Genomic DNA, 26,586 nt, shown 5'->3' on the forward strand with positions numbered 1-26,586 from the left:
GCAATATTAAAATATTACAGGGTAGGGCTTACCCGTAGAGCTTGGTAATAATAGTAACCATTAGGTTACTACGTCCCAAGAAGCCCCCTCAAAACCGTTTTATAGGTTTAGTGGGGGAGCATGTCACGTGCAAGTGCTACAAACTTGTTTTGCTAACTAATCTGACGCTGTAAACCTTTTGCATCAAATATTGCGTATGTTCTATTACTGTAACTATATATGATTTCATTGCCAGGGCTACCATCATAGTTACGAATACCTATTAAAGTCCAATTTGCATGTTTGGTGTTGTATAACTTCATAGAATCTTTGGCATCATGGATTATTTTGATATAAGAACCACAATTAATAATAATTTCATTGCCAGCAATACCATCAGTATCGGTAATTCCACCTTTTAATAAAGACCAATTTGCATGTTTGGTGTTGTATAATTTTATACTCTCTTTTTCATGTGTTGTACCTCCTTAAAAATAATTTATTCATAAAAATAATGTTCTGAAATTTCAAATCAAATAGTTATATCTCCTTTCAATTTTTTTTATATTTATTATTATACTCTTTATTGTATTTCATTTGCAATATATTTTATTAGTATTTATTTTATTAAAACACTTTAACTATTATACACATTATTATTTGATTATTAAAATTATATTTAATATTATAGAAAATATAAAATGCAGCAGTAATAATAATTGTAATAATAGAAATGGTAGTCAAAATTTACGATAACCTCTATTTTTATGTGTTATAAATTTTCATTAATCTTAGTTTAGGCTGATAGTATCTTTAATGTTGTTAGTATTAATATTGTTGGTAAATTGTAGAAAATAAGAATAAATGGTATAATATAATAAGTATTTGATGCAAATAACAATATATACAAGGGGGAAAACTATGAAAGATTATATGGAAATTGCTAATAGCAACATTATATTCATTCTAGCAGCAGTATTGATTTTGTTTGTACTGGTACAGTCTGTTTGTTTTCTAATTATGTCATGGAAAAGAGGAATAGCGATAGGAATATCTAAGGAAAAAATGCTAAATGCAGTTAAGTCAAGTGCTATATTTTCTATAGTGCCTTCAATACCAATAATAATTTCATTGATTGCTATTGCACCCGTCTTAGGTATTCCTTTTTCATGGATGAGATTATCAATAGTCGGCTCAGCACCTTATGAACTTATTTCAGCAGATATAGGAGCCAAGAGTATGGGCGTAACTAAACTTGGAGCAAAAGGTTATACTTCATTAGTTTTCGGTAACTCAATGTGGGTAATGAGTATTGGAATAATCTGGGGTTTATTATTTTGTATCGTAGGTTTGAAATGGTATCAAAATAAAATGAAGAATATAGAAAAAAAAGATTCCAATTGGTTGGCTATATTAATAAATGCACTATTCTTCGGAATGCTATCAGTATTCATTGGACCTCCTATTGTTGAAGGAGGAATTGCATTATTAGTGTTGTTAAGTAGCGGTGCTATAATGACCATATTAACATTTATAGCTAAGAAATTTAAGTTTGATTGGATTAACAATTTTTCGTTAGCTGTTAGTATGTTATGTGGAATGATACTTGCTGTAGTATATACAGGAATATAAGGAGGTCATATAGTTGAATTATAATGATAAAGTACATAGAATAGGAAGAATAACAGGTATTATCGTATTAATTATGATAGCTATGATACCAACGATAGTGTGTCTGAAATATAATATATTTCCACCATTCATGAATCTAGTAAAAGGAATAGGTATGGTTTGTATGATATATATACCTATGTGTGCAGCAGAATTTGTTACATATACACCAATGTTAGGAACTAGTGCATCATACTTAGCTTTTGTAACTGGGAATGTAACTAATCTAAAGATTCCATGTGCTCTCATGTGTATGGAAAATGTAGGAGTCAAACCACAAACAGAAGAAGGAGAGGTTATTGCGGGAATCTCAGTGGCAGTATCCGCTATAGTAACTGTTATTGTCGTATTTATTGGTATGCTTGCAGTAGTACCATTAGAGCCGGTTCTTAATTCACCAGTTCTAAAACCTGCTTTTGATAATATATTGCCAGCTCTTTTTGGTGCATTAGGTGCTTACTGGATTCAAAAACAATGGAAATTAGCAATTGTACCTTTAACATTTGTTGTTCTTGCATTTGCATTATTTAATATTCCATCAGGAGCTGAGGGTGTCATGATACCTATAATGGGAATAATATCAGTTATATCTGCAAGAATTATGTACAATAAAAGATTTATCAAGGAAGTCTAATTAACTGATTTTTTTATTCGGGAGGAATTGATTTTGTGGATTTTATATTTATTATTAATAGTAATTATTGTCTTGATTATTATTGTAACCATAAGAACTATAAGATTTAAGAATGATGATATTATCATAAAAAATGAAGTAGATCATATTGAATATGATAAAATGGCTTGTTCAAAAAAATTATCAGAAGCTGTTAAGATAAAAACAATATCCAATAGTGATTATTCAAAAACCGATTGGAATGAATTTATAAGATATCACAAATTATTAGAAGAATTATTTCCTTTGGTACATAAAAATATTGAAAGGAAAATCATTAATAATTATAGTTTATTATATCACTGGAAAAGTAGTAATACCTCTAAAAAACCAATAATAATTACTGCACATATGGATGTGGTTCCTGTAGAAGAATCTACTGTTAAAGATTGGAAACAAGAGCCATTCAGTGGGATCATTAAAGATGATATAGTATGGGGAAGAGGAACTATAGATACAAAAGTACATATGATAGCAGCTCTTGAAGCAGCGGAACTATTATTAAAAGAAGGTTATAAACCAGACAAAGATGTTTATTTTGCATTCGGTCATGATGAAGAAGTAGGAGGTAAGCAAGGTGCTGTTAAAATAGCTGAATATCTAAAAGAAAAAGGTATAGAATTTGACTATCTGATTGATGAAGGTGGATGTGTAACAGAAGGTGCAATAAAAGAAATCGCTAAACCTATTGCTTTGATTGGAATCGGTGAAAAAGGTTATTGTAATATCAAATTGGAAGTCAAGAGTAGTGGTGGACATGCATCTATGCCTCCACAACATACATCTTTAGGAATAATTGCACAAGCTATAAATAATCTTGAGAAAAAACAATGTAAATTGAAATTGATAAAACCTGTAGAAAAATTCTTATTGAAAATCGGACCTGAAATGAAGTTGACTAATAGAGTTGTTTTATCTAATTTATGGCTCTTCAAACCATTATTCATTAGAGGATTTTCTAAAATGCAGTCAGGTAATGCATTGTTGAGAACAACTACAGCGGTTACTATGGCAGAAGGTAGTATGGAACCTAATATACTGCCACAAAAAGCATCTGTAACATGTAATTACAGAGTACTTCCAGGAGAAACAAGTAATGATTTAATTGACCATATAAAAGAAATCAATAAGAAGTTGCCAATAGAAATTAAAACCTTAAGAATTGAAAATCCTTCACTTATTTCAAATACAGAAACAGAAGGGTTTCATAAAATAGAAGATATCACTAATAGAATTTATCAAAACGTGATAGTAGCACCATATATAGTGCTTGCTGGAACTGATGCAAGAAAATATGAACCGGTATGTAAAAACATATATAGATTCTCCCCATATAAATTACATAATGATGAATTAAGAAAAATACATGGTACTAATGAAAATTTGTCAGTAGCAAATATTAATAAATGCTTAGAATTTTTCTATTATCTATTAAAAGAATGCTAATTGACATTGTTACCAATATTTGCTAATATCAATCTATAAATCAAAATAACTAAGGGGACGAAAAAATGAATAAAAGAAGAATGATAGCATCACTATTTCTAAGCGTCTTATTGATTATAGTATCAAATATTTCAGTAAAAGCACAGGAAAATAATAATGATATAGTGTATAAAAGACTTGGGAACACTTCTATGAATGCAATTAATCTCAGTAAAATTGCTTATGAGAAAGGTATTGTATATTCTTCATTGAATATTGATGATAGACATAGTTTATATAAGCATACACTTAGTACAGGGAAAACAGAAAAAGTTCTAGATAATGAAATGTATTGTCTCAATGTTTTGGATGGAATAGTATATGGGTTCATAGATAATAGCTCATATGACGATAAAGCATCAGGCATCTATAAGATTAATACTACTAATAATAACGAATTAACTTTAGTATATGAAGTTGAAAGCGCTTATAATATTCTGGTAGTTGAAGATTATATATATTTCCTTACAGAAAATGAATATGGAGATACTGATCTCAAAAAAATCAAAGTTGATGGTAGCAATTATGAAGTTGTTTTGGAGAAACAGATTAATTCGTTTACGTTCTATAAAAATAACTTATATCTATTGACTAACGAGGGATTATTAAAAGCTGAATATAACGAGGGTAATACTAATTTTACATGTTTATCCACTAATCTGGATACCAACTATATAACAACATTTACTATTTGTGAGGATTATATATATCTAAAAGGTAATCAATATAAAAATAATGATAAAACAGGTATATATAAAATCTCAATTAATGATCCTAATGATATAATATACGTTGAAAATACTGAAAAAGTGTATGACTTTGAGATAACTGACAAGTACCTGATATGTTATGATTACGATGATGCTATATTCAGAATATCTCTAGACGGAAAAGAATGTAAGAAAATATTTCAAAGTTATGAGATATCACAATTGACTAGTTACAATAATTTAATCTATATCTTAACATATGAACATATTAATAATACATATGAAGATCAGTTGTGGAAAATTGATGTTGCAGGAAATAATGAGAAAATCATTATTCCTAAGATGGGTAATGATTATCATGAGGTAAAGAATATATTAACTAAAACATCTGAATCAATGAAAAATGTTGGTAGATATGATGCTGACTTCGTAATAACTGATAATAGGATTAATGAGCAAATAGAAATTACCAATACTATAAAATATCGAGTTGACAAGAAGAATAAAATCATGAATGAAAGATTTACTTCTGAGTATAGTAAGAATGATAAGTCTAAGAAAAGTACGTTCAATCAATGGGTAGATGACAAAAATATATATTATTCCAATAATAACAAGCCATGGAGATTTATAGATTATAAAAAGGAAGAGATTCCACTGTATAAAGACATATTTAATCTCTATAACTTTATTGATGATGGAAGTGATTTTTGTAGTAAACTTAAACTAGATGAAGATGATGAGAATTATATTTTACAAGGTGAAAATTCTTTTAGTAGACAACACATGAGTATAGAGAATAACTATTGGTTGAGATTTTTCGTCAGTAATCTATACTGTGTCGATACTTATAAATATACTGTACATATTAATAAAAAAAATTATAGGATTCAGCAGGTGGAAATATCTAGTACACAATACGAATATGGTGAACCTGTAGGAGATATTACCCTGAAAGCTACCAATAAATATATTGCATCTGGTAAATTACAAATAAGTAATAGTGTATTTGATTCATTAAAAAATTTAGCGAAGGCTAATGATTACATAGAAAAGGCATCAAAGGCAAACAAAGCAGAGAATTACAAGCAAGCCATCAAATATTGTGAAACTGCATTAGATATAGATGAAGTGGCAATTTATGCGTATAAAGAAAAAGCTTTAGCTCTATATAAACAAGGCAAAACAGAAGAAGCATTAGAGCAATTGCAGATTTTACTTGATAACCGTATGTTAGAAGATATTTATGATGTTTATCTTTTGTTCATTGAAATATATGATGAACAAAATGATACTAGTACAGCTTTAGAATATGTAAATTTACTAGAAGCTTTAGATTATTTTAATAAGATACCAGAAAAAGAAACAAGTGAATATGTAAATGATTTAATTACAATAAGTGAATGTTATATTGGTTGTGATATGTATTCTGATGCATTACCTTATATAGATAGAGCATTGGAGTTCGATAGTAATAATGCCCTTGTTAAATCCTATAAGATGGCAATACTACTAGGTAATGAAGAATATGAAAAATTATTAGATTACACTAATGAACAATTAGAAAAGGATGAAGAGAAAGATAATAGATATGTATACTATTATAATGGCAGAGCCAATCTTTTATTAGGGAACAATAATAAAGCTATATTGTCCTATAACAAAGCTAAAAAGTGTAAAGAAGATATGATAGATGATTATTGTTTGTTTTACGATTATGCATTGTATTATTTAGCCTTGGGAAAATATGATTTAGCTGAAATATATACAAATAAACTAGATGGAGATTATTATTATCATAGAGTAACACTTAATGCATACATAGAAGAAAAAGAGAAATCTACATCTAGAAAGACAGGACAATTCGTATTAGACAATTATTTATATATGAATGAAGATATTGAAAGTAAAACTATTGAATTTATGGGAAACCAATATACTGAAATAGAAGATATTGAGAATTATATTAACAATATTAAAAAAGATGATGACAAATTTACTTTCTTCGTTAAAGTTAATGATACTGATAATGATGAAGAAATGGATGAGGTTACTTACAAGAAAATTGATGATTCTACTGAATATATAAAGATCGCTACATTTGCAAATGAAACCAGTAGCAAATTCATCAATTATGTTGAACAGATAAAAAGACCTTATAGAAAAACACTTATTATCGACCTAAGAGGTAATATGGGAGGGTTGACATCTGCTGCAACAGAGATATTAGATATTTTTTTGGAAGATTGTTCACCTTGTTATTTTGTAAATAGATATGGATATACGACTAATATCTATTCTGATTACAATAAAATACCATTCAAAGAAATCAAAGTACTAGTGGATAACGATTCCGCTAGTTCATCAGAGCTATTAGCATTGGGACTTAGAAAATTTGCTGATAATGTTGAGTTATTAGGTAAAACAACTTATGGTAAAGGCGTTGCTCAAGATATATATTTTGATGATGAAAATAGATTTGTACTATTTCTAGTAAGTTCCTATTGGAATATATTAGAAGAAAATATTAATGGTATAGGCATAGAACCTGATATTATCGTTGAGGGAAATGATTTAGAAGACTTTCTAAAAGTAATAAGGGAAGAGAAGAAACCTGCTAACATAGGTTAGTAGTCGAACTGGATGTAATAGTATTTTTATGGTATAGACTAAATCATAATATTATAGACTCTATCGAGTATTATTTACTAGATAGAGTCTATTTTATAAATATGTAGTTAGATTTATTGAATAATTTTGTTAACATTTTTTATTAATATTGATATTTTACCATCTGGGTTAGTTACAAATTCAACATTATCAGGATCATTATATAATTCCATAGGAATTTTCAGCTCAATTCCATTATCAGTCTTGATTTTCTGTTTTTCGAATGAACGGGTAATAGTTTTTTCTGAAAGCTTTACTACTGGTTCTTCAAGACCTTTTTTTGAGAGGTTTTCAATAAATTCCTTTTTTACTTCAATATTATTTTTGAATGCATCATCAGCAAATTTATTTAAGTCGATTTCCCCTGTTTCTTCAATGTTGTTGTATAGTTCTTGCTTTATGTCCATTTTCTTTTCTACGTTTTCATCAAAGTATTTCTTTGTTATTGAATCAGTAGCTTTTTTGACAATATTATATTGTTGTTTTGAGGAAAGATTTGTTGTGCATTTTAATAAGTGCAAAGATAGATAATATTCTTTATTACCGTCTATCTCGTATTTTTTCTCTAATACTTTAAGGTGTAAATCAGACAGATTAATAATAACAGCTTCGTTTATTTTTTGCCCCATATTAGGAAGGGTAGTCCTATGTCTGATAATACTATTGATGTTAGATTCATTTTCTACTTCTGTATAGTGGATAAATGAATTGGTATAATTCATTTTCAATAATGCTAAATACTTTTGATTTCTGCACTTGAAATTAATAAAGGCTAAATCTCCTGACGGAATATCTAAATTAGAGGACATTATTGAGAATAATTGGTTAGCGATATTTATTGACATTTCAACAAATTTATCTTCTGAGTTGGCAAATTCTTTAATGTATGTATATACCATATTATAATCTGTATTGAATTCGCAGTCCTTTAAATTGTCATCGTTTAGTGTTTTTATGATATGATTAGCAAAGAATTCTTTTATTTCATAGTTACTTTCCATTTCATCCATGGATATGACTGGTACACTTATGTTAGTATCAAGTATATGTACTATCATATCTAAAATATCTATTTCTTCTATACTATACATAATATCTCCTTTAATAAGAAACTATAATTAAATTTTTATATAATAGTAAGTTCAACTTTCTATCAATAATTAATTATAATATATAATTAAAATAAGTCAATGAATATACATATATCCATTGACTTATTATCTTACATCTCTTTTATTATTATCATTCTGTTTTGATAGCTTCTAGAGCACTTAATTTCATAGCCTTACGTGCTGGTAGATAACCAGATACAAGACCTATGAAAGACGTAAACACTAGAGCTAATATAATTAACCATGGTGGTATTATGGATAGTTGAAACTGTTCTTCTCCTCTAGAATATATACCCATATAACTCATAAATTTTGCATTTTGCAAATTGTTAAGTGCATATGACAAAATAAGGCTTATTATTATTCCGAGTAACCCTCCTAAAAGACCGAGAGTAGCTGATTCGAAAAGAAATAGTTTCTTGATGTCCTTTATGGAAGCTCCAATAACTTTCATGACTCCGATTTCTTTTCTTCTTTCATATATAGCCATAACCATTGTATTGGTTATACCTATAGCGGCAACTAGAAGTGCAATACCTCCAATACCTCCAAATACCATTTTGATTGTATTGGTTATTGATTGTGTTTGATTCAACATTTCTATATTACTTCTAGCAGTAAAACCTAATTTCTCAATTTCTTTCTGTACGTTCTCAACATCACTTCTCTTTGGAACGTAAAGATAAACCTTTTCGTATCCTAGGTCTTTAGGTTTTCTTCCATCATATGCCTTGTATGCAGTCATTTTGTCATATTTATCTCTTAGTTCGGATAATTGATCAAAATCCATAAAAATATTATCGGCAAATCTCCAGTAATCATCTTTCTTTATAGAACCTATAGCAGTTACATTTATAGGTCTTCCCATTTTTTCATCTGAGTCGTTGTTGTATCGATATCTCCTATCAAAATTAAGTTTAATTCTATCTTCTAGGGGATTAACTTTTGGTGGCTTACGTTCTCCAGTAATTGGGTCATAATCATCATCCCATCTTGAAAAACGTTGATTAGGATTATAAAAACGATATGGTATTTCAGAACCATATATATAGCCATTTTTATCGTCTTTCGTTAACATTCTTCCTCCATCAATTTCGATACCATAAAGTTCCATAAAATCAACATTCATACCTACTATATTACAACTAGTTTCATATTTTTTACAAGTTAAGGATGCATCATATTCAATTATCGGTGTTGCATTTTCAACACCTTTAATTTGTTTGAAAGAAGCTAAATCTTCTTCTTTTATATTATTTTTTTCTTGTTCTTTAGTTGTACTAGTATTATCTGAGTATATGGACATGGACATACCTCCATAAAAACCATTGTCTGAATTACCATTGGAAGGATAAATTTCGACAATGTCTATATTACCCATATTACTTAACTGCTTATCCATACTTATCTGCATACCCAAACCAATAGATATCATTACCACGATTGAAATTGTACCTATAATAATACCAAGAGTTGTAAGAAAGGTTCGAAGTTTCCTTCGAAATAAATTCTTAAGTCCCATCCGTATTAAATCAATTCTATTCATCGAAGTTCAATTCCTTCTTCTTTTTTATTTTTTTTCTTACAATTATAACAACTACAACTACAGCTACAACTGCTACAGCAGCAATTATGATTATTAATTTGGTATTGGATTTTTTTGCTTCTTCTGGTGGCATGAAGTTGTCCATATTTCCTGCTTCCATACCTGCATTATTATCAATCTCCATTGCCATAACTGTTGTTTTGATTTCTTGTTTACGTGATTGTGGCTTACCATCTGGACCTGTATAAGAGAATATTATGTTACCAGTTATTTCGCCTTCCTCATTGGAAGATAAATCAGTGTCATAATAGGTTGTATTTCCTCTTTCAAGGTTACCTAAGTAGGCTCTATTATTGGTTGCTTCAAAACCTTCGATTTCAACAGTAAAGTTGTCTAGAGTAGTTTTACCAGTATTACTTATTTCTAAAGATATACTAAAAGGTTGTCCTACAAATGTTTGTTCAGGTATTTTGAACTCATTAGTGATAAAGTTAGAAGGTTGAACAACTGTTACAGGTATTGTATCTTTTATAGTTTCAGTTAGTGTTTCATCTTCGTTAGTATATTCATAATAAATATCAAGATTCAAATTATGTACTTTTGATGCTGCATAAGGTATAGTGAACATTGTTAATTTTTGACCTATTGATTGTTGTGGTTTTATTTCATCAATGAAAAATGTACTACTTGTGTCAACAGGAGTAAATACACTACCACTTTTTTCTTTATCAGTATCTTGATTTTCTTCTGCAGCTAAAGAAATTTTAATATTTTTAACTGTTTTGGTTTTATGAGTATTTTTGAATGATATATCTACATCGAAATTTTCGCCTGCATTACATATATCAGGATTTAAAGTGAAATTATCTATAATGATAATTGGTTTGCTTGTATTATTCTTATCATCTTTTTCTTCTTCTTTTGCTTTCACATATACACCAACATATTGACTCATAGTTGGAAATTCTTCTTCAGTTTTACCCTTTATTTCTATTTTGATTAGGTGATTTTTTGTTGTTGCTTCTTCTGTTGGTTTGAATTTATATGTTAAATGTTTAGTTGCTCCAACTTCAAGTTCATTGATAGTATTGATGTTTTGAGACATCGGTACTACTTCTTCATCCCCATTTACTGAGACATAGAAATTTTCAGCTTTTTCTTCACCAGTGTTAATAATATCAAAAGATATGTCAAAAGATTGATTATAATTTATTTGACCTGTTGGAGATACGATGTTCTTAACAGTCACTTCAGTATTTCCTTTATCTTCGTCTTCGCTACCTTCACTCATTAAATATAATTTCTTTTCAACAGTCTTTTCAGTATTAGAACTGTCTTTATATTTAAGAGCGATTGTTACGGGATAACTTCCTTTTTTAAGTTCTGATGATGCAAAAAGGTCAAAGGTAACTTTTTTTCCTTCTTTGTCAGGACTTAAATTAGTAATTTTACAGCTGTTGATACCATTCATTATTGTAAAATAATTTTTTGCATTTTCATCATCTTTTATTGAAACATCTACTGATTTAACATTAGATGAACCATAATTATTATTTACTGTAAAGCTGAGTTGAACTTTTTCTCCAGGTTTAACTACTGAAGGAGTATAGGCTATGTCTGTTAATTTAAGGTCTACATCAGGAATGCCTTTTCTGACTTTTATGAATAAATCTTGAGTTGTTGTTACTGGTTGTTTTGCATTTATAGGATAATATGAATATTTTATCTGGCATTTATAAGTTTTTGCAGGTGTAGAACCATTTAAATAAAAAGAATATTTTAATTTAGCTGTTTCATTTTTCCTTAGTTGTGGAATATTATTTACTAGGTTAAGTATTGAGTTTGTCTCAAAATCAATTTCTTCTGTTGGTAAAAATTCTACTTTTATATTTTTAGCTGTATAAAAACCAGCATTTTTTAATTCAAATGATAAATCTACATTACTACCAGCAGTAATAGTTGGTATTTTTTGATCTTCTACTACTAATTCAGTATTATATCTATCTGGATTGGAGTCAGTTCCACCGCCACCTCCGCCACTGCTACTAGTATTTGCTAAGTCAATTGAAATTGTATTAACAGATGTAATTGTATTAGTATCATCTTCTTTATCTGTATAGCTAAAAGTTATATTTATTGTCCCATCAGAGCCAGTACATTTCATTGGTATAGTGTATTTATCTCCTGTTGTACCTATATTAATTGGTAAACTTTTATTCATTACTATAAAACTACTTGATTGTACGTTTAGGAATATATTTTTTCCTTCTGCATTACTAGGTCTATTAAAATGAATAGTAAGATCAAATTCCTTACCACTGTATATCTCATCTTCGTCAGTATCATAATTATTTATTGTGATGTCAGTTGTTGGCGTTACTTCTTTGTCACCACTGGATTTTCCTTCATCGCTAGCTGATATATCAACTCCCACCACATTAAAACAAATCACCAGCGCACAAATATATACTAAAAATTTCTTCATTTTTTTATTAAGCCTCCTGTTTACTTTCTATTTCCTTATTTTCTATTTTTTCTACAAGTCCGTCTCTTACATGAATGATTCGGTTTGCATATACGGATGTTTCTACATCATGGGTAACAATTATTAACGTTTGATTATTATCTTTGGCAATATTTGTTATTAATTCCATGACTTCCATAGTTGTTTTTGTATCTAGATTTCCTGTAGGTTCATCAGCGAAAACAAGTTCTGGAGAACCAACAAATGCTCTTGCGATACTTACTCTTTGCTGTTGACCACCACTCATTTGAGAAGGTCTATGATGGAGTCTTTCGCCTAATCCAACAGCAGTTAACATTCTTTTTGCTTCTTGTTCTCTCTTTTTCTTAGATATGCCACCAAATATCATGGGCATAGCTACATTTTCAAGGGCTGTTAGATTAGGTAATAAATTATAAGATTGAAAAACAAAACCAACATATTTTTGACGAAATTTAGTTACTTGTTTTTCATTCATCTTTTCTATACGCTTGCCTTTGATTTTAATTTGTCCCTTAGTGGGTTTTTCAAGGCCAGCAATCATGTTAAGCAGAGTAGATTTTCCAGAACCTGAAGTTCCTAATATACAACAGCATTCACCTTTTTTTATATTGAGGCTAATATTGTCAAGGGCTATAACACGTTCGTTTCCCATTCTGTATATTTTCCTTAGGTCTTTAATTTCAATTAAGTCACTCATTATACTCCTCCTTTCCTATAACGTTTGATGTTGTTTTTGAGATTATATAACCCACTTATTTTATATATTTTTTATTAATTTATTACTTAATTTTCCACATGAATATTTCAATAGAACAAATAAGATCTACTAAAGATAGAAAAATATAGGTGTTTCTATATTCTATTCTAAAAGATAACCTATAATCTTTTATTTGCTACATTAATTAAAGGTAGTGGAAGTTAAGTTTATTAAAAATATATTACTCAAAAACATAAAATTCATTAAATTGTAATGTTACGGTAATTATAAGCTTTGAAAGAAAAACCTAAATAATAAATTAGATAAACAACATAATATGCATAATTTAGCCATTTATCCCTTTATTTTCCCTTAACACTAATCATTAAAAAGTATAGCACTTTTTATATAATATTACTATACTAAAAAAGTCATACAAACTAATGGGAAAACTAAATGTTAAATGAAATTAACATTTTTACCACTATATATTGATGAAAAATATGAATTATATACCATATAATGTATAATATGATAATCGACATAATTTTTTATGTGAAAGTAGTTAATGAAAAGTTAACAATTTATTTAAGATTTTATGTCGTAGGGTGTTTATAAACGTAACAAGAGATAATCAATAATTATGATAATCAAAAAGTAACATTATATTTCAATTTTTTTAAGTTTATTTATGATATAATTATTATATATAGCTTATAAGTTAATTCTAATAACAAAAAGGGGATTATTATATTTTGGAAAGGGTGAAATAATGGGAAAGGTAACTTGGTGTACAGATAAATATCTGGACGTTAAACCCATAGTGGCTTTATTAGAAACAGAATTATTTGAGATTAAGCTGTTCTACAAAACAGAGGATATTAGAGATTTAAAACCTAAATATCTCAAATACATGACTAAAGATGATAATTTCAATATAATCTATAGTCTGATAAAGACAAGAGAGACATTAGTAAAAAGTTATTTTTTCAAAATAATTGATTGGTTATGCGATAATTATGCTATAGATATAAGCGATTATGCTAAATATAAAGTATGTGAGAAGACTTTTTATTTCTCATATGAAGATTTAGTTATAGACATTGAAAAAACAGGTATACATTGTAAATATAAATTCGATAATCTATATTTATCAGATAAGAATTATTGGGACATGCTTGATTATATATTCATTGATAAAGGCTATAATCTAAAAAGTGGATAAATATATTAATTGATTTCTATAAAATATTAAGTTAAAATTACCTTATCAAGATATAGATATATAATGAAGTAATACATAAAAATACTAGTTAGAGGTGTTGAAATGATACATGCTTTTTCAAGAACAGAAATGTTGATTGGTAGAGAAGGATTAGAAAAAATAAAAAATAGTAAGGTAGCCGTGTTTGGAGTTGGCGGTGTCGGAACATTTGTTATTGAAGGATTAGCAAGGTGCGGAGTAGGAGAAATAATATTAATAGATGATGATGATATATGTGTAACCAATATTAATAGGCAGTTACATGCAACACTTGATACTGTAGGACAATCCAAAGTTGATGTCATGAAAAAAAGAATACTGTCTATAAATGATGAAGCTGTTGTTACAACCTATAAAGAGTTATACAATGCTAGTAGTGCAGATAGATTATTGTCGGATGAGTATTCATATGTTGTGGATGCTATTGATATGGTATCTTCTAAACTTGATTTGATTGAACGTTGTAAAAAAAGAAATATAGCTATTATTAGTAGTATGGGAGCAGGTAACAAACTTAATCCTGCCATGTTTGAAGTGGCAGATATATATGAAACTTCAGTATGTCCTCTAGCTAAGGTTATGAGAAAAGAATTGAAAAATAGAGGTATAGATGGCTTGAAGGTAGTTTATTCTAAAGAAAAACCATTGAAGCCTATTATTAATGAAGATATTGAAATTAATAATAACGAATCTGAGTCAACTAAGATCAAAAGACAGACTCCTGGAAGCATTTCATTTGTTCCTTCAGTTGTTGGATTGATTATTGCATCAGAGGTAATCAAAGATTTACTTAAGAATTAGCATAATAAGGAGATTGATATGAAAAAATTAATAGACGAACTTAAGGATAGTAATAATTTATCTCCTGATAAGTTATTACTATTACTCAATAATATGGATAATGAAAATAAGCAGTACTTACATACAAAAGCCGATGAAACAAGATTACATATCTATGGTGATAAGGTTTATATGCGTGGTCTTATAGAATTTACTAATTTCTGTAAGAACAATTGCAAATATTGTGGAATTAGAAAAGGTAATAGACAGGCACAACGTTACAGATTGAGTAAAGAGGAAATAATCGGGTGTTGTGCTGAAGGTTATAGACTGGGTTATAGGACTTTCGTTCTGCAAGGTGGTGAAGATAACTTCTATACAGATGAAAGAATTATGGATATAGTATCAACAATAAAATCATCCTTTGATGATGTTGCTGTTACATTATCTATAGGGGAAAAAACTTATGAAACCTATAAAAAGTATTTTGATGCAGGTGCAGATAGATATCTTTTAAGACATGAAACTAATTCTAGAGAACTGTATGATAGATTACATCCAAACATGAGCTATGATAATAGGATAAGATGCTTATATGATCTAAAAGATATAGGATACCAAATAGGAGCAGGATTCATGGTTGGACTTCCAGGTCAAACTAATGAAGATTTTGTAAAAGATCTTGTCTTTTTAAAAGAATTACAACCCCATATGGTAGGTATAGGACCCTTTATGCCTCAATCTGATACACCATTAGCTAATGAAAAAGCAGGGACAGCTGATAAAACATGTATATTATTATCGTTAATCAGACTTATACTTCCAGAAGTATTGTTACCAGCAACTACTGCATTAGGTTCAATTGATCCCAAAGGAAGGGAACAAGGACTAAAAGCAGGGGCAAATGTCGTTATGCCTAATTTATCACCAATTGGTGTAAGAGAAAAATATTCATTATATGATGGTAAAATATGTACTGGGGATGAAGCCGCTCAGTGTAGACATTGCATTGAAAATAGGATAAAATCAGCAGGATATCAGGTTGATATGTCAAAAGGAGATCATATATCTCTTCAGAACAATTGAATATATTAACTTATTATTGATGTATTGAATATAATTTATTAAGAGTAAAATAAGGAAAGATTATATGCAAATACATGTTGTAAGTCCTGGAGAATCCCTTTTCAGAATCGCAAGATTATATAATATACCTGTTAGTGATATTATTGAGATAAATCAGCTAGACAATCCAGCTAATCTTGTAGTAGGTCAGACATTATTAATACCCACAACGGGATTATTCTATACTATTAAACCGGGAGATAGCTTATATTCTATAAGTAAAAGGTATAATGTTACAGTATATATTATTCAAAGAGCTAATGATTATCTGGATCCATCTGATTTGAAAGTTGGTACTAGGATATTTATACCTAGTCCTGAGAAGCCTATAGTGGAAGTTGCAGCATATGTTGATCTTGAAATCACAGGTGAAGATTCGGCGGCATATGTGGAAGAGGTTGGGGATAGCCTAACATATATCAACGTATTCAGTTATCAGGTTAATGAAGATGGAATGTTGACACCTCTAGATGGTGTAGAACCAGTAATAAATGCAGCTTATAGTGAGAGAGTAGCACCACTGATGGTAATAACTAATATTGATGATGGTGGGTTCAGTATTGACACAGCGACAGCTATACTGAATGATGAAGAAGTACAAGATAAGTTATTGGATGAAATCATTGCCACTATGAAAGAAAAAGGTTATCTAGGAGTTGATTTTGATTTTGAATTCCTTGGAGCAGAAAATCGACAGCCATATATTGATTTTTTGAAGAAAGCCAAGAAAAGATTGAAAGATGAAGATGAAAAATATACTTTATCAGTTGCCTTAGCACCTAAAATTAGAGATGACCAAGTAGGTATATTGTACGAAGGGCATGACTATAAGGCTATTGGAGAAATAGTGGATTTCATATTTATTATGACCTATGAATGGGGATGGTCAGGAGGACCTCCAAGAGCGGTAGCTCCAATAAATGAAGTGAGAAGAGTTATGGAATATGCATTAGATAATATTGATGAAGACAAAATCATGATGGGTATACCTTTATATGGCTACGATTGGACACTGCCTTATGTTGAAGGAGGTAAATTTGCAAAAGCTATTGGATTTACCCAAGGACCAGAATTAGCAAATAAATATAATGTAGAGATTCAATATGATGAGAAATCACAATCACCGTTTTTAACATATACTGATGAAGAAGGAAAACAACATGAAGTATGGTTTGAAGATGCTAGAAGTCTTCAAGCTAAGTTTGATTTAGTTAAGGAATTAGGTTTAAGAGGTTTCTTCTATTGGGTGTTGGGAAGAGAAACTCCACAGAACTGGGAATTGGTAGAAGATAATTTCATAGTAAATAAAATCATATAAGATATAGCGGAATTCAATGTATTTTAAAAAGAGCATTACTAGGGGAGATAAAATGCTAACCTATGATGCTCTTAATATAGTAGAAACATTGTTGTTTATTTAATACAAATGTAGCTTTTTTGTTATCAGTTAATTGATGTATCTTGTTTAAAATAATCGTCAACTAGTTGAATGTATTCAATTGTAAAATTCTCGACGTTTTCATTTAAGTCAATATGTTCTTTTGATGATTCTTTTATAAGCCATTCTATATTTTCACTGGTAACTATTTTATGACTAATGGAGTAAAGGAAATTATTCATTTCTTTTAATAATTTCAATGCTTCATCAGTGTCTATCACTTCATCTTCATACGATAGATTTTTGAAAAGTGGGTCATAAGCTTCGATTAATAGACGGTTCATATTAACTGATAGGTCATCTGTAATAACAGTGGGAGTAAAATTATAACATAATTGATTAACGAACATTCTATATAAAGCAGCTTCTTTAGAGTTACTATTAATGTAATTCTTATCAATAATTTCACACATTCTATTCAATTGGTACCATTCATTATTAATATGGTCAAGTGTTTGGTTTTTTAATTTGTTATATCTGTTATGTAAGATTATAGTACTAGATATGAATATCAATAAGGTTATGATTAATAATAAGATAATTTTGTTTTTTGTAAATGAATTTTTAATATATTTCATAATAGCCTCCAAATAGAAATAGTATTTACCTGCATTAAATTAAAGGTGGGAAAGTTGAATCATCAATAAATATATTATAAAGATTTATTACAGTTTAATCAAATTAAGTGTATTATATACTGTTTAACATTATTAATCAATTAATGACTTAACAATACAATTATGTGAACAAAATTTAATTTTGGGTTTTATAGGAATAGAAAAAAAGTGTGCATTTGCACACTTTCTATGTCTCGATATAAGAGTTTCCATCCAATGGTATTAGAAGTTCAAGGTATGGATCACCTTCTACTAGACCAATTGCGTATAATGAGTAAAAAGCTTCAGGAAGTAATCGTATATTAGGTACGAATAGAACTGATTGTTTCGTTCCAGTAGGTACTATCTGAACGGTATAAGTGTTAGGTAATAAACTCATATAATCGGTAATACCTTTATAACTTACATCTTTAAATAGTATTGCTCCATCTTGATCTACAACATCAACTGCCGGAGCATCTGGTGAAAGGTGAATAAATCTTAGTTTGCTGGTATTTGGTTGTATAGATTCTTGTGGGTCTTCTACTACAAATAATTCTAGATTAGGTAATTCTCCAATAGCTGCAATGGTAGCTATTGTTTTTTCTGGAACATCTAATTCTTTAGTTAAAATTGGCATATCTGAATTATTAGCAGGATATACGTCGATAGTATAACTTCCAGGCATAACTGGAAGATATGGTGTGAATTCTCCATATGATAGATCATCTGCTAAAATATTGTCTCCATTTGCATAAATATCAACTGCTGGTGCTTTTGGGGACGCGTGAAGTAGTCTAATGTATGATGTTTTTTTGTTTTGCACAAAGTCACCACCTAATAATTAACTTAGTACAATATATGTCTATTTAGGACAAAGGGTTACTAGGTTAATAAAATAAAAATAATTTGAATTTATGTATTTCAATTATATTGAAATATATAATATATAAGTGTTATAATGACTACAGAATAGATAGTTGCGAAAGGAGAAAATAATCATGATTGAATACAGTGATAAATTATACAAAAAAGTTAGTGGTGCTGGAAAAGTTGGAATATGTTTAGGAATTATTTCAATAGTAACTGGTATAGCAGTTGGGATTATATCAATAATCTTTGGTTCAATACTTCTTAATGTTAGAAACCAGTTAATTGATTAATATTAAATTACTTTAACTATATCAACAACTTATAATCTATATAAGCATATAATATATAAAGTGCTGGAGGGGTGATAAGTTGGATAAGAAAGTAAGAGTATATAATTGTAATTTATCAATGAACCAAGGGTCAAGGATGGATGGTAGAGTCATCGGTAAAAATTTATCTAGAGACGAGATTAGTTGTGTATTAGAAAAAGAACCTCAAAACGGGAGAATTGAATTGACTACCAATGGTTATTGGTCTTATATACCTGATATCAATTTTATTGGTACAGAGGAATTTGTAATAAAGGTTTATATTCGGGGAGTAGGAGAAAAATATTCAACTGTTAAGATAGATGTTGAAGAGCAGGAAGTTAGTACTAAGATATCTAAGTTTTTACAGTTTGAAGATAAACTCAAAATAGATAATTATGAAGATGAAATCGTAGAAATTAAAAACATAGTCTTAGCTGTTTTTATAAATGATAAAAAATTAATAAAAAATGATTTTAATCACACTTCTAAATTAAGACTTGCTGGTACTCTTAAGTACCTAATTAATTATGATGTAGGTATAGTGCCTGTTAATAAGAAAGTATCGACAATTTGGTTTGATGAAGAAACAGAAGAGATAAGTGAATATGTACCAGAAAAAGAAATACACGTTGAGAAAGAAACTGATTTCAGAACAGAAATTTACTTGGGGGATTATGAAGTTGAAGATGATGTTATTATAGAATATGATATTAAGTACCAGAATTATAGATTGATTAATTATGATGTAATTAATCATTATTGTGCGATAGAACTTATTATTAATAAGTAAGGCACAGATATACTGTACCTTACTTATAATTCTGAGGAGGATTTTTCAGACAAGTCTTACTTGCCTGAGTAATTGATTAGCAATTAAGTCTAATATATGTTGTCCTAATTTAGTATATGTACTTGTCTATATAGGTGTTACAATAAATAATAAATTTATTTATAATTACAAATTTAATTTTATATAATATAGATTGTTATACATTAAAGACTGTTAAATAACTAATTATTGTTATTTAGCAGTTTTTTGATTTTTGGTTTTCTTATATGTCATATGGTTATATTGAAACATTTATATGGATATGATTTCATAATTAGTCAATATAGAATAATTGAAACAGATAATGGGATAATATTTAGTAAGTGTATAAAAGTTTATTCATATAAGGAATGAAATATGATGAAGAAATCGAGATTCGTTTTAGTATATATCATTACATGTATTATTCTTGTTGGATGTTGGGATTATAGAGAAATAGAAGAAGTAGAAATAGTATTAGGTCTAGCTATAGATTCGCATATCATTCCATCTGATGAAGTGGATCAACTCTCCCAGAGTCAATATCTTGTCACATATGAAATTGTAGATATTGAGAGTGAAGAGGGTCAATTAAAAAGTAGAGTCTTGCAAGATGATGGTAATACACTATTTAGAGCAATTAGGAAAATAATTGAAAAGAATGGTAAACAAACTTATTTAGCTCATAATCAAATACTTATTATCAGTCAAGAATTAGCATTAAACGGAATTACAGAAATATTGGATTACACTATGAGAGATGGTGAATATAGACCTGATGTTCATATTTTAATAACAGATGGTTGTGAAGCACAAGAAATGTTTTCTGATGAATCTACAGATGTTGCCAGTATGAGATTAAATGATTCATTCAGAAATCAAAAAGGAATAGGTACATTTGAATCTACTACTGTATGGAATGTCATTGATAAGTTGACTAAAAAAGGACTTGAACCTGCTATTCCACTAATTAGACTTGATGAATCCCATGATGACGGAAAATTGCAACATACAATTGGTGGAACTGCAGTCTTTAAAGGTTCTAAAATGGTAGGAAAATTAACGGAAGATGAAACATTGTATTATCTTTTTATTGATGATGAGATAAAAAATCAACCATTATCGATGGAGTATTTTTTTGAAGAAACACTTGGACATATATCTCTTGAAATATTATTTAATGAAACCAAGATTACTCCAATAGTAGATGGAGATGAAATAACAATGAAGATTGATGTTAATTGTAATGTTGCGATAAATGAAATGAGTAATTATCTAGATATTCTTAATGAACAAGATAGAAAAGATGTGGAAGACTATGCGAAGAAAACCATAGAAGAAGGTATACAAGAATTAATTACTCATGTCCAAAAAGATTATAAATCAGATATATTCGGTTTTGGTGATTTGCTAAAAAGGAAAAACAATAAAGAATGGAAAAAGGTTAAAGAAAATTGGGATGATATTTTTCCAAGTGTTTCAGTTGAAACTAATGTAGATGTTTATATAGAAAGATCAGCTTTATCATCTAAATCAATAGAAATAGATAAATACTAGAACTGGAGAATTGAATATGAATAATATAAGCAAAAATATAAGATATAATATTAAATGGTTTGAGAGAGAATTTAAAGACGATGATAGTATTGTATATAGATCATTTCAAAACAAAACAAGTAAAAGGGAAATGTGCATTATTTACATTAAGAATATGGTTAATGATGAGATAATGTCAGAAAACATATTAAGACCAATAATGAATGCTGAATTAGAAAAAATGGAAAATACTGAAGAATATATGGATTTTATCATTAATAAAGTAGTGAGTGTTAACGAAGTGGAAAAATCTACAGACTTTAATACTTTAGTTGAAAATTTATATATAGGCAAAAGTATATTCTTTATTGATGGGTTTGCAGTAGGAGCTATATTAAACACGCTTGATTGGTCAGCTAGAGCTATTAATGAACCAATTTCTGAAACAATAATCAAAGGTCCAAGAGAAGGATTCAATGAAGTTATTTATACTAATATTTCATTAATAAGAAGAAGAATAGTCTCAAAACAGTTGAAAGTGAAATTTTTCGAGATAGGAACTATAACTAAGACAAAAGTGTGTATATGTTATATAGAAGAAATTGCAAAAAAAGAGATTGTAGAGGAAATAGAAAAAAGACTAAATAAAATAGATATAGATGGTATATTAGATTCGGGATATATAGAGGAATTTTTAACTGATGAACCAATGTCTATTTTCAAAACATTATTTTCTACGGAGAAACCAGATACAGTATGTGGGAAATTACTGGAGGGAAGAGTTGCAATTGTATGTAATGGATCACCTTCTGTTATTACTACCCCATTTATTTTCTTAGAATATTTTCAAGTTGATGAGGATTATTATCAGAATTTTTATTATGCTACTTTTAACAGACTTCTTAGATATTTAGCTTTTTTCCTTACTACAAGTGTTCCTGCAATTTATATTGCTCTTACTAATTATCATCAGGAATTAATACCGACACCATTAATATTAAGTATTTATGAAGCTAGACAAGGTATACCTTTTCCTACATCTTTAGAGGCGTTTATTATGATTATAATTTTTGAACTGATAAGAGAATCAGGAATCAGAATTTCAAAATATAGTGGTTCTGCAATAAGTATAGTAGGTGCACTTGTAGTTGGAGAAGCAGCGGTAGAAGCGAGACTGGTAAGTCAGCCTATGATAATAGTAATAGGAATTACTGGTATATCTAATTTTTTACTACCCAAGATGGCTAATTCAACTATTTTGATTAGGATTGCATTTGTAATTCTAGCGTCTGTTTTAGGATTATATGGATATATTTTCGGAGTTATATTTTTAACATTACATCTTTTTTCTATAAGGAGTTTTGGAATTCCCTATATGCTTAGTGTTGAATCTATGCAAAGTATGAGTGGTATTAAGGATACTTATATCAGAGCTCCGTGGTGGTATATGGATATTAGAGGAAAATTAATATCAAAGAAGAGAAATAGAAAAAAGAATATAGCTAAGAGTTAAAAAAAGACAGGTGAGTTTATGTATTTAAATATTTTGATTGTCATTATAATTTTTACTGTAATTGGTATTACTGAAATTGTACCAATTAAAAAGAATAATACTAAGAAAGAGCTTACTATTTATGTTTTGTTCTTCACAACAGCTTTTGTATTGATGACTTTATATGGTGTGGGAGTAAAAATTCCTAAAATCTCTGAAGGATTAGATATGATTATTGAAAAAATAATATGATATCAAAAATAAAGGAATGCAATGGAAATGAGGATTTATAATGGAAGAAGTTATATCAAAACGACAATGCATATGTATGATTATATTAATAATGCTATCCGAGTCATTTGTCATAGGTCCTATAAAAGGAGCTAAATCTGACATATGGATAGCGATACTAGTAGCTATTGTGATTTCATGTTTAATTTCTCTTATATACGCTAGAATTATGGATAGATATCCAGATAAGAATTTATATGGAATTCTTATAGAAGTTTTTGGTAATATAATTGGTAATATCATAAGTATATTATATGTACTATATTGCTTTTACGTAGGGGCTCTAGTATTAAGTACTTTTATTTTATTTACTGGTGTTATTGGGTTACTCAACACACCTGTATCCGTAATAGCTTTTTGTGTAATAGTATTAGTTATTGCTGGTCTTAAGAGAGGGTTGGAGGTGTTAGGGAGATGGTCAGAATTTTTCACTAAAATCATATATCCTATAATATTAATAACAATACCTCTTATGTTATCAATGGTTGAATCATTTAACTTAGAACCTGTTTTAGCTAATGGCATTAAGCCAGTAGTACAAGGAGCTTTTGAGATGATAACTTTTCCATTTGCAGAGATTTTTACCTTTATGTTCATAATAAATGTTAAAAGTATTAGTAAAACCAAAAATATCTATAGAATATTTTTGATAGGGATACTATTGGGCGGAGTGATAATGTTTAGTTCTCATGTAAGTGCATATCTATGTCTGGGAGAATTTGCTTATACTAGTAGTTATTTTCCTATATATAGTGCAGTGAGCAGGATAAATATAAGAGATATATTGCAGAGAATCGAATCTGTAATAGCAATAATTTTTATTTTGGCTGGTTTCATAAAGATATGTATCTATTTATTGGCTGGATGTAAAGGGGTTGCATCCATATTGAAATTGAAAGACTATAGGTTTATTGTTACTCCATTATGTATTATAACTTTTATAATATCTCTTACTACTGTTACAAGTATAATTGAAATGGAAAATCATGTTCATTATTACAATTATTTGGCAATTCTAATGCAGTTTATTTTACCGGTTTTTATTTTAATAGGTGTAGAGATAAAATCAAGAGTGGTAAAAAAGAGTAAGTAACTAATAAGTAACCAATTATGTAAAAATTACCTAGTTTATAGTGCATGTATGTGATATAATAAAATTTGAATGACTACTGACCAGAATATTTTTAGGGGGTTATGATGAGTAATAATGCTTCAGAAGATTTTAAGAGATTTTTTAGAATAATTAGCTTTATTCTTTTTATTATATATTTGATGTTTTTAATCAATGTACTTTTTTTAGATGAAAAGTATGGTAGAGTTACAGGTGTTAAAGGTTATAATCTAGAGTTTTTTAAAACTATCAAAAATTATATTAAGTATAGTGGAACTAATACCATAATGAGAAATATTTTCGGTAATATAGTAGCTTTTATGCCTTTCGGGTTTTTTATACCTGTTTTACTTAGGAAAACAAGACATTTGATTATCATGATTTTGTTAAGTGGATTAATGAGTCTATTGGTAGAAGTTCTTCAGTATCATTTTGCTGTTGGAAGTTTTGATGTAGATGATATTATACTTAATACTGTTGGAGGATTTCTAGGATATTTAATTTATAAAATATGTTATTATATTTATTATGGATTCAAATATTTACATATTCAAAAATAATCATGATAGAGCAATAATATTAGTTTATGGATTAAAGGAATGATAGTATGGAAGATAAGAAAATCACATTAAGATTAAATAATAGAAAACAGACTGGACTTGGAATAGTTTCCTTTATTTTAGGGCTTGTATCGTTAGTTTTGTTTTTAGGTGCTGTTGGTATATCGGCTTTCGCTGATAGGACTTATAACATAGTTTTGGCAATAGGACTTATGGAAATGATAGGATTTATTGCTTGTATAGTGGGTGTTATATATGGAATTATGGGAGAAATGAAAAAAGATACTTTTAAAACTTTCGCACATATAGGCATGGTAATAAATTTAATATTAATGTTATTTCATGTAATGGTTATTATATATGGATTTAGTGGATAGGTTACATAATTATATGCAATTCAAAAACTGTCTTGTAATAAAGTTGATTAGGCGATTATAGTCTGAATCAGATTATTACAAGGCAGTTTTTCTTATTCTAAAAACATTGTAAAGGAATTGATAATTTACTTTTATTAAGTCCCATGACAATAAGTTGAGCGATAACAAGACCAACTATAAATTGTATCATGTTCAATGGTATGGAGAATATTGGTACTATATAATTGCCGGTCAATATATAAGATGCTATATAGTAGCAGAATACCATGAAAGTACCAGATATTACAAATCCGAAAGTATAAGCGGGTTTGAATTTTATTTTATTTAGTTTTGATATTAACAAAGATAAGACTAAAATTATTATTGGTATTAAGATAGTTATTACAAAAAGTGTTGTTTCAACTCTGCTGGAAAGATTAATTAATTCTTCTGTAGAATTTAATTCTAATTCAGTTAGAAGATTGCTAGTGATATTAGATGAATCTAATATTATTTTGTTTGTTAGTATATTTTTTAGTATTAGATTAAATACTGCAAAACCACCTGCAAAAATTATAGTTAAAATGATATACATTTTTTTCCTGTATTTTTCACTTGCACATATTCCAATTATTATAGCCATTAAAGCTTTTATTATTAAAGTAGGTACAGCCCAATGAGCATATCCTCCTATTACATCTGCTAAAGCAGATCCAACTCCGGCAGCAAATGCTCCATATTTCCATCCTAATAGAATAGCTGCTAAAAATACCATGCTGTCTCCAAGATGAATGTATCCGTTAGTGAATGATACAGGGATTTTTATTACCAGTGTCGCTAGTAGAACGATAGCAGTCATTAAGCCTGTATAAGTTAATTTCCTGATATCATCATTTCCTAGATATGTATTTTTCATATTGTCACCTTGCCTTTTTTCTAATTTTATATATACTATATAGTATGGGTGTATATTTTGAAAGTGACAGTTTTAAGTAA

The 26,586-nt window shown here is 28.7% G+C and carries 24 protein-coding genes; 16 read left to right on the forward strand and 8 right to left on the reverse strand.

From position 1 onward, the window contains the following. Nucleotides 1-152: 152 nt before the first annotated feature. Nucleotides 153-302 (reverse strand): hypothetical protein, encoded by a 150-nt coding sequence (locus tag QMG30_RS22470; RefSeq protein ID WP_281819318.1) that lies wholly within the window; start codon nucleotides 300-302, stop codon nucleotides 153-155. Nucleotides 303-900: 598 nt separating this feature from the next. Here QMG30_RS22470 and QMG30_RS22475 point away from each other — a divergent pair. The 4 genes from QMG30_RS22475 (at nucleotide 901) to QMG30_RS22490 (ending at nucleotide 7,149) form a co-directional block, all read left to right on the forward strand. Continuing rightward, nucleotides 901-1,611, forward strand: a complete 711-nt coding sequence (locus QMG30_RS22475; protein ID WP_281819319.1) for a DUF5058 family protein — start codon at nucleotides 901-903, stop codon at nucleotides 1,609-1,611. A 13-nt stretch (nucleotides 1,612-1,624) separates the two neighbouring features. After that, nucleotides 1,625-2,284: a hypothetical protein gene (locus tag QMG30_RS22480; RefSeq protein WP_281819321.1), complete on the forward strand. Its 660-nt coding sequence runs from the start codon at nucleotides 1,625-1,627 to the stop codon at nucleotides 2,282-2,284. A gap of 33 nt (nucleotides 2,285-2,317) precedes the next feature. Further along, nucleotides 2,318-3,769, forward strand: coding sequence for a M20/M25/M40 family metallo-hydrolase (locus tag QMG30_RS22485; protein WP_281819322.1), 1,452 nt, complete (start codon nucleotides 2,318-2,320; stop codon nucleotides 3,767-3,769). Nucleotides 3,770-3,834: 65 nt separating this feature from the next. Next, entirely contained in the window at nucleotides 3,835-7,149 is a 3,315-nt protein-coding gene (locus QMG30_RS22490) for a S41 family peptidase (protein WP_281819323.1), read from the forward strand. A 113-nt stretch (nucleotides 7,150-7,262) separates the two neighbouring features. Here QMG30_RS22490 and QMG30_RS22495 read toward each other — a convergent pair whose 3' ends face one another. The 4 genes from QMG30_RS22495 to QMG30_RS22510 form a co-directional block, all read right to left on the reverse strand. After that, nucleotides 7,263-8,279, reverse strand: a complete 1,017-nt coding sequence (locus tag QMG30_RS22495) for a nucleoid-associated protein (protein ID WP_281819324.1) — start codon at nucleotides 8,277-8,279, stop codon at nucleotides 7,263-7,265. 151 nt (nucleotides 8,280-8,430) lie between these two features. Next, entirely contained in the window at nucleotides 8,431-9,846 is a 1,416-nt protein-coding gene (locus QMG30_RS22500) for an ABC transporter permease (RefSeq protein WP_281819325.1), read from the reverse strand. Next, nucleotides 9,839-12,331: a COG1361 S-layer family protein gene (locus QMG30_RS22505; protein WP_281819326.1), complete on the reverse strand. Its 2,493-nt coding sequence runs from the start codon at nucleotides 12,329-12,331 to the stop codon at nucleotides 9,839-9,841. Before QMG30_RS22505 ends, QMG30_RS22500 begins: the two co-directional genes overlap by 8 nt. Before the next feature lie 7 nt (nucleotides 12,332-12,338). Next, nucleotides 12,339-13,049, reverse strand: coding sequence for an ABC transporter ATP-binding protein (locus QMG30_RS22510; protein ID WP_281819327.1), 711 nt, complete (start codon nucleotides 13,047-13,049; stop codon nucleotides 12,339-12,341). Between the two features lie 772 nt (nucleotides 13,050-13,821). On the opposite strand from QMG30_RS22510, the gene QMG30_RS22515 reads away from it, so the two are divergent. The 4 genes from QMG30_RS22515 to QMG30_RS22530 all read left to right on the forward strand — a co-directional run bounded on the left by QMG30_RS22515 (nucleotide 13,822) and on the right by QMG30_RS22530 (nucleotide 17,536). Continuing rightward, the gene (locus QMG30_RS22515) at nucleotides 13,822-14,274 is read left to right on the forward strand and encodes a hypothetical protein (RefSeq protein ID WP_281819328.1); all 453 of its coding nucleotides are present in this window, start codon (nucleotides 13,822-13,824) and stop codon (nucleotides 14,272-14,274) included. 102 nt (nucleotides 14,275-14,376) lie between these two features. After that, nucleotides 14,377-15,114 (forward strand): tRNA threonylcarbamoyladenosine dehydratase, encoded by a 738-nt coding sequence (locus QMG30_RS22520; protein ID WP_281819330.1) that lies wholly within the window; start codon nucleotides 14,377-14,379, stop codon nucleotides 15,112-15,114. A gap of 18 nt (nucleotides 15,115-15,132) precedes the next feature. Beyond that, on the forward strand, nucleotides 15,133-16,179 hold the full coding sequence (hydE, locus tag QMG30_RS22525; protein WP_281819332.1) for a [FeFe] hydrogenase H-cluster radical SAM maturase HydE: 1,047 nt from the start codon (nucleotides 15,133-15,135) through the stop codon (nucleotides 16,177-16,179). Nucleotides 16,180-16,243: 64 nt separating this feature from the next. Then, on the forward strand, nucleotides 16,244-17,536 hold the full coding sequence (locus QMG30_RS22530; protein WP_281819334.1) for a glycoside hydrolase family 18 protein: 1,293 nt from the start codon (nucleotides 16,244-16,246) through the stop codon (nucleotides 17,534-17,536). A 125-nt stretch (nucleotides 17,537-17,661) separates the two neighbouring features. On the opposite strand, the gene QMG30_RS22535 is transcribed toward QMG30_RS22530, so the two are convergent. After that, nucleotides 17,662-18,234: a hypothetical protein gene (locus QMG30_RS22535; RefSeq protein ID WP_281819336.1), complete on the reverse strand. Its 573-nt coding sequence runs from the start codon at nucleotides 18,232-18,234 to the stop codon at nucleotides 17,662-17,664. A gap of 226 nt (nucleotides 18,235-18,460) precedes the next feature. After that, complete coding sequence (locus QMG30_RS22540; protein ID WP_281819337.1) at nucleotides 18,461-19,078, reverse strand: DUF4397 domain-containing protein; 618 nt, start codon at nucleotides 19,076-19,078, stop codon at nucleotides 18,461-18,463. 175 nt (nucleotides 19,079-19,253) lie between these two features. On the opposite strand from QMG30_RS22540, the gene QMG30_RS22545 reads away from it, so the two are divergent. The 8 genes from QMG30_RS22545 (at nucleotide 19,254) to QMG30_RS22580 (ending at nucleotide 25,611) form a co-directional block, all read left to right on the forward strand. Continuing rightward, nucleotides 19,254-19,415, forward strand: coding sequence for a hypothetical protein (locus QMG30_RS22545; protein WP_281819339.1), 162 nt, complete (start codon nucleotides 19,254-19,256; stop codon nucleotides 19,413-19,415). 79 nt (nucleotides 19,416-19,494) lie between these two features. Continuing rightward, nucleotides 19,495-20,226, forward strand: a complete 732-nt coding sequence (locus QMG30_RS22550; RefSeq protein ID WP_281819340.1) for a hypothetical protein — start codon at nucleotides 19,495-19,497, stop codon at nucleotides 20,224-20,226. Between the two features lie 399 nt (nucleotides 20,227-20,625). Beyond that, a complete protein-coding gene (locus QMG30_RS22555; RefSeq protein ID WP_281819341.1) occupies nucleotides 20,626-21,801 on the forward strand; it encodes a Ger(x)C family spore germination protein in 1,176 nt (391 codons plus the stop codon). A 16-nt stretch (nucleotides 21,802-21,817) separates the two neighbouring features. Beyond that, nucleotides 21,818-23,293 carry a spore germination protein gene (locus QMG30_RS22560; protein WP_281819342.1) on the forward strand — a complete coding sequence of 492 codons (1,476 nt, stop codon included), beginning with the start codon at nucleotides 21,818-21,820 and terminating at the stop codon, nucleotides 23,291-23,293. Between the two features lie 18 nt (nucleotides 23,294-23,311). Next, the gene (locus QMG30_RS22565) at nucleotides 23,312-23,524 is read left to right on the forward strand and encodes a hypothetical protein (protein ID WP_281819343.1); all 213 of its coding nucleotides are present in this window, start codon (nucleotides 23,312-23,314) and stop codon (nucleotides 23,522-23,524) included. A 40-nt stretch (nucleotides 23,525-23,564) separates the two neighbouring features. Continuing rightward, the gene (locus tag QMG30_RS22570; RefSeq protein WP_281819344.1) at nucleotides 23,565-24,656 is read left to right on the forward strand and encodes a GerAB/ArcD/ProY family transporter; all 1,092 of its coding nucleotides are present in this window, start codon (nucleotides 23,565-23,567) and stop codon (nucleotides 24,654-24,656) included. A gap of 104 nt (nucleotides 24,657-24,760) precedes the next feature. Beyond that, entirely contained in the window at nucleotides 24,761-25,234 is a 474-nt protein-coding gene (locus tag QMG30_RS22575) for a VanZ family protein (RefSeq protein ID WP_281819345.1), read from the forward strand. Nucleotides 25,235-25,281: 47 nt separating this feature from the next. Beyond that, the gene (locus tag QMG30_RS22580; protein ID WP_281819346.1) at nucleotides 25,282-25,611 is read left to right on the forward strand and encodes a DUF6142 family protein; all 330 of its coding nucleotides are present in this window, start codon (nucleotides 25,282-25,284) and stop codon (nucleotides 25,609-25,611) included. 97 nt (nucleotides 25,612-25,708) lie between these two features. On the opposite strand, the gene QMG30_RS22585 is transcribed toward QMG30_RS22580, so the two are convergent. Next, nucleotides 25,709-26,506: an ECF transporter S component gene (locus tag QMG30_RS22585; protein ID WP_281819347.1), complete on the reverse strand. Its 798-nt coding sequence runs from the start codon at nucleotides 26,504-26,506 to the stop codon at nucleotides 25,709-25,711. Between the last annotated feature and the right edge of the window lie 80 nt (nucleotides 26,507-26,586).

The organism is Vallitalea longa (assembly GCF_027923465.1).
GTDB classification, from domain to species: Bacteria; Bacillota; Clostridia; order Lachnospirales; family Vallitaleaceae; genus Vallitalea; species Vallitalea longa.

What these genes read in the sequence shown, in the direction of transcription:
- QMG30_RS22575 (WP_281819345.1), top strand. Translation starts at nt 24,761, where the DNA reads ATGAGTAATAATGCTTCAGAAGATTTTAAGAGATTTTTTAGAATAATT.
- QMG30_RS22515 (WP_281819328.1), top strand. Translation starts at nt 13,822, where the DNA reads ATGGGAAAGGTAACTTGGTGTACAGATAAATATCTGGACGTTAAACCC.
- QMG30_RS22580 (WP_281819346.1), top strand. Translation starts at nt 25,282, where the DNA reads ATGGAAGATAAGAAAATCACATTAAGATTAAATAATAGAAAACAGACT.
- QMG30_RS22510 (WP_281819327.1), bottom strand. Translation starts at nt 13,049, where the DNA reads ATGAGTGACTTAATTGAAATTAAAGACCTAAGGAAAATATACAGAATG.
- QMG30_RS22500 (WP_281819325.1), bottom strand. Translation starts at nt 9,846, where the DNA reads ATGAATAGAATTGATTTAATACGGATGGGACTTAAGAATTTATTTCGA.
- QMG30_RS22535 (WP_281819336.1), bottom strand. Translation starts at nt 18,234, where the DNA reads ATGAAATATATTAAAAATTCATTTACAAAAAACAAAATTATCTTATTA.
- QMG30_RS22520 (WP_281819330.1), top strand. Translation starts at nt 14,377, where the DNA reads ATGATACATGCTTTTTCAAGAACAGAAATGTTGATTGGTAGAGAAGGA.
- QMG30_RS22490 (WP_281819323.1), top strand. Translation starts at nt 3,835, where the DNA reads ATGAATAAAAGAAGAATGATAGCATCACTATTTCTAAGCGTCTTATTG.
- QMG30_RS22495 (WP_281819324.1), bottom strand. Translation starts at nt 8,279, where the DNA reads ATGTATAGTATAGAAGAAATAGATATTTTAGATATGATAGTACATATA.
- QMG30_RS22560 (WP_281819342.1), top strand. Translation starts at nt 21,818, where the DNA reads ATGAATAATATAAGCAAAAATATAAGATATAATATTAAATGGTTTGAG.
- QMG30_RS22570 (WP_281819344.1), top strand. Translation starts at nt 23,565, where the DNA reads ATGGAAGAAGTTATATCAAAACGACAATGCATATGTATGATTATATTA.
- QMG30_RS22470 (WP_281819318.1), bottom strand. Translation starts at nt 302, where the DNA reads ATGAAGTTATACAACACCAAACATGCAAATTGGACTTTAATAGGTATT.
- QMG30_RS22545 (WP_281819339.1), top strand. Translation starts at nt 19,254, where the DNA reads ATGATTGAATACAGTGATAAATTATACAAAAAAGTTAGTGGTGCTGGA.
- QMG30_RS22565 (WP_281819343.1), top strand. Translation starts at nt 23,312, where the DNA reads ATGTATTTAAATATTTTGATTGTCATTATAATTTTTACTGTAATTGGT.
- QMG30_RS22585 (WP_281819347.1), bottom strand. Translation starts at nt 26,506, where the DNA reads ATGAAAAATACATATCTAGGAAATGATGATATCAGGAAATTAACTTAT.
- QMG30_RS22555 (WP_281819341.1), top strand. Translation starts at nt 20,626, where the DNA reads ATGAAGAAATCGAGATTCGTTTTAGTATATATCATTACATGTATTATT.
- hydE (WP_281819332.1), top strand. Translation starts at nt 15,133, where the DNA reads ATGAAAAAATTAATAGACGAACTTAAGGATAGTAATAATTTATCTCCT.
- QMG30_RS22505 (WP_281819326.1), bottom strand. Translation starts at nt 12,331, where the DNA reads ATGAAGAAATTTTTAGTATATATTTGTGCGCTGGTGATTTGTTTTAAT.
- QMG30_RS22530 (WP_281819334.1), top strand. Translation starts at nt 16,244, where the DNA reads ATGCAAATACATGTTGTAAGTCCTGGAGAATCCCTTTTCAGAATCGCA.
- QMG30_RS22475 (WP_281819319.1), top strand. Translation starts at nt 901, where the DNA reads ATGAAAGATTATATGGAAATTGCTAATAGCAACATTATATTCATTCTA.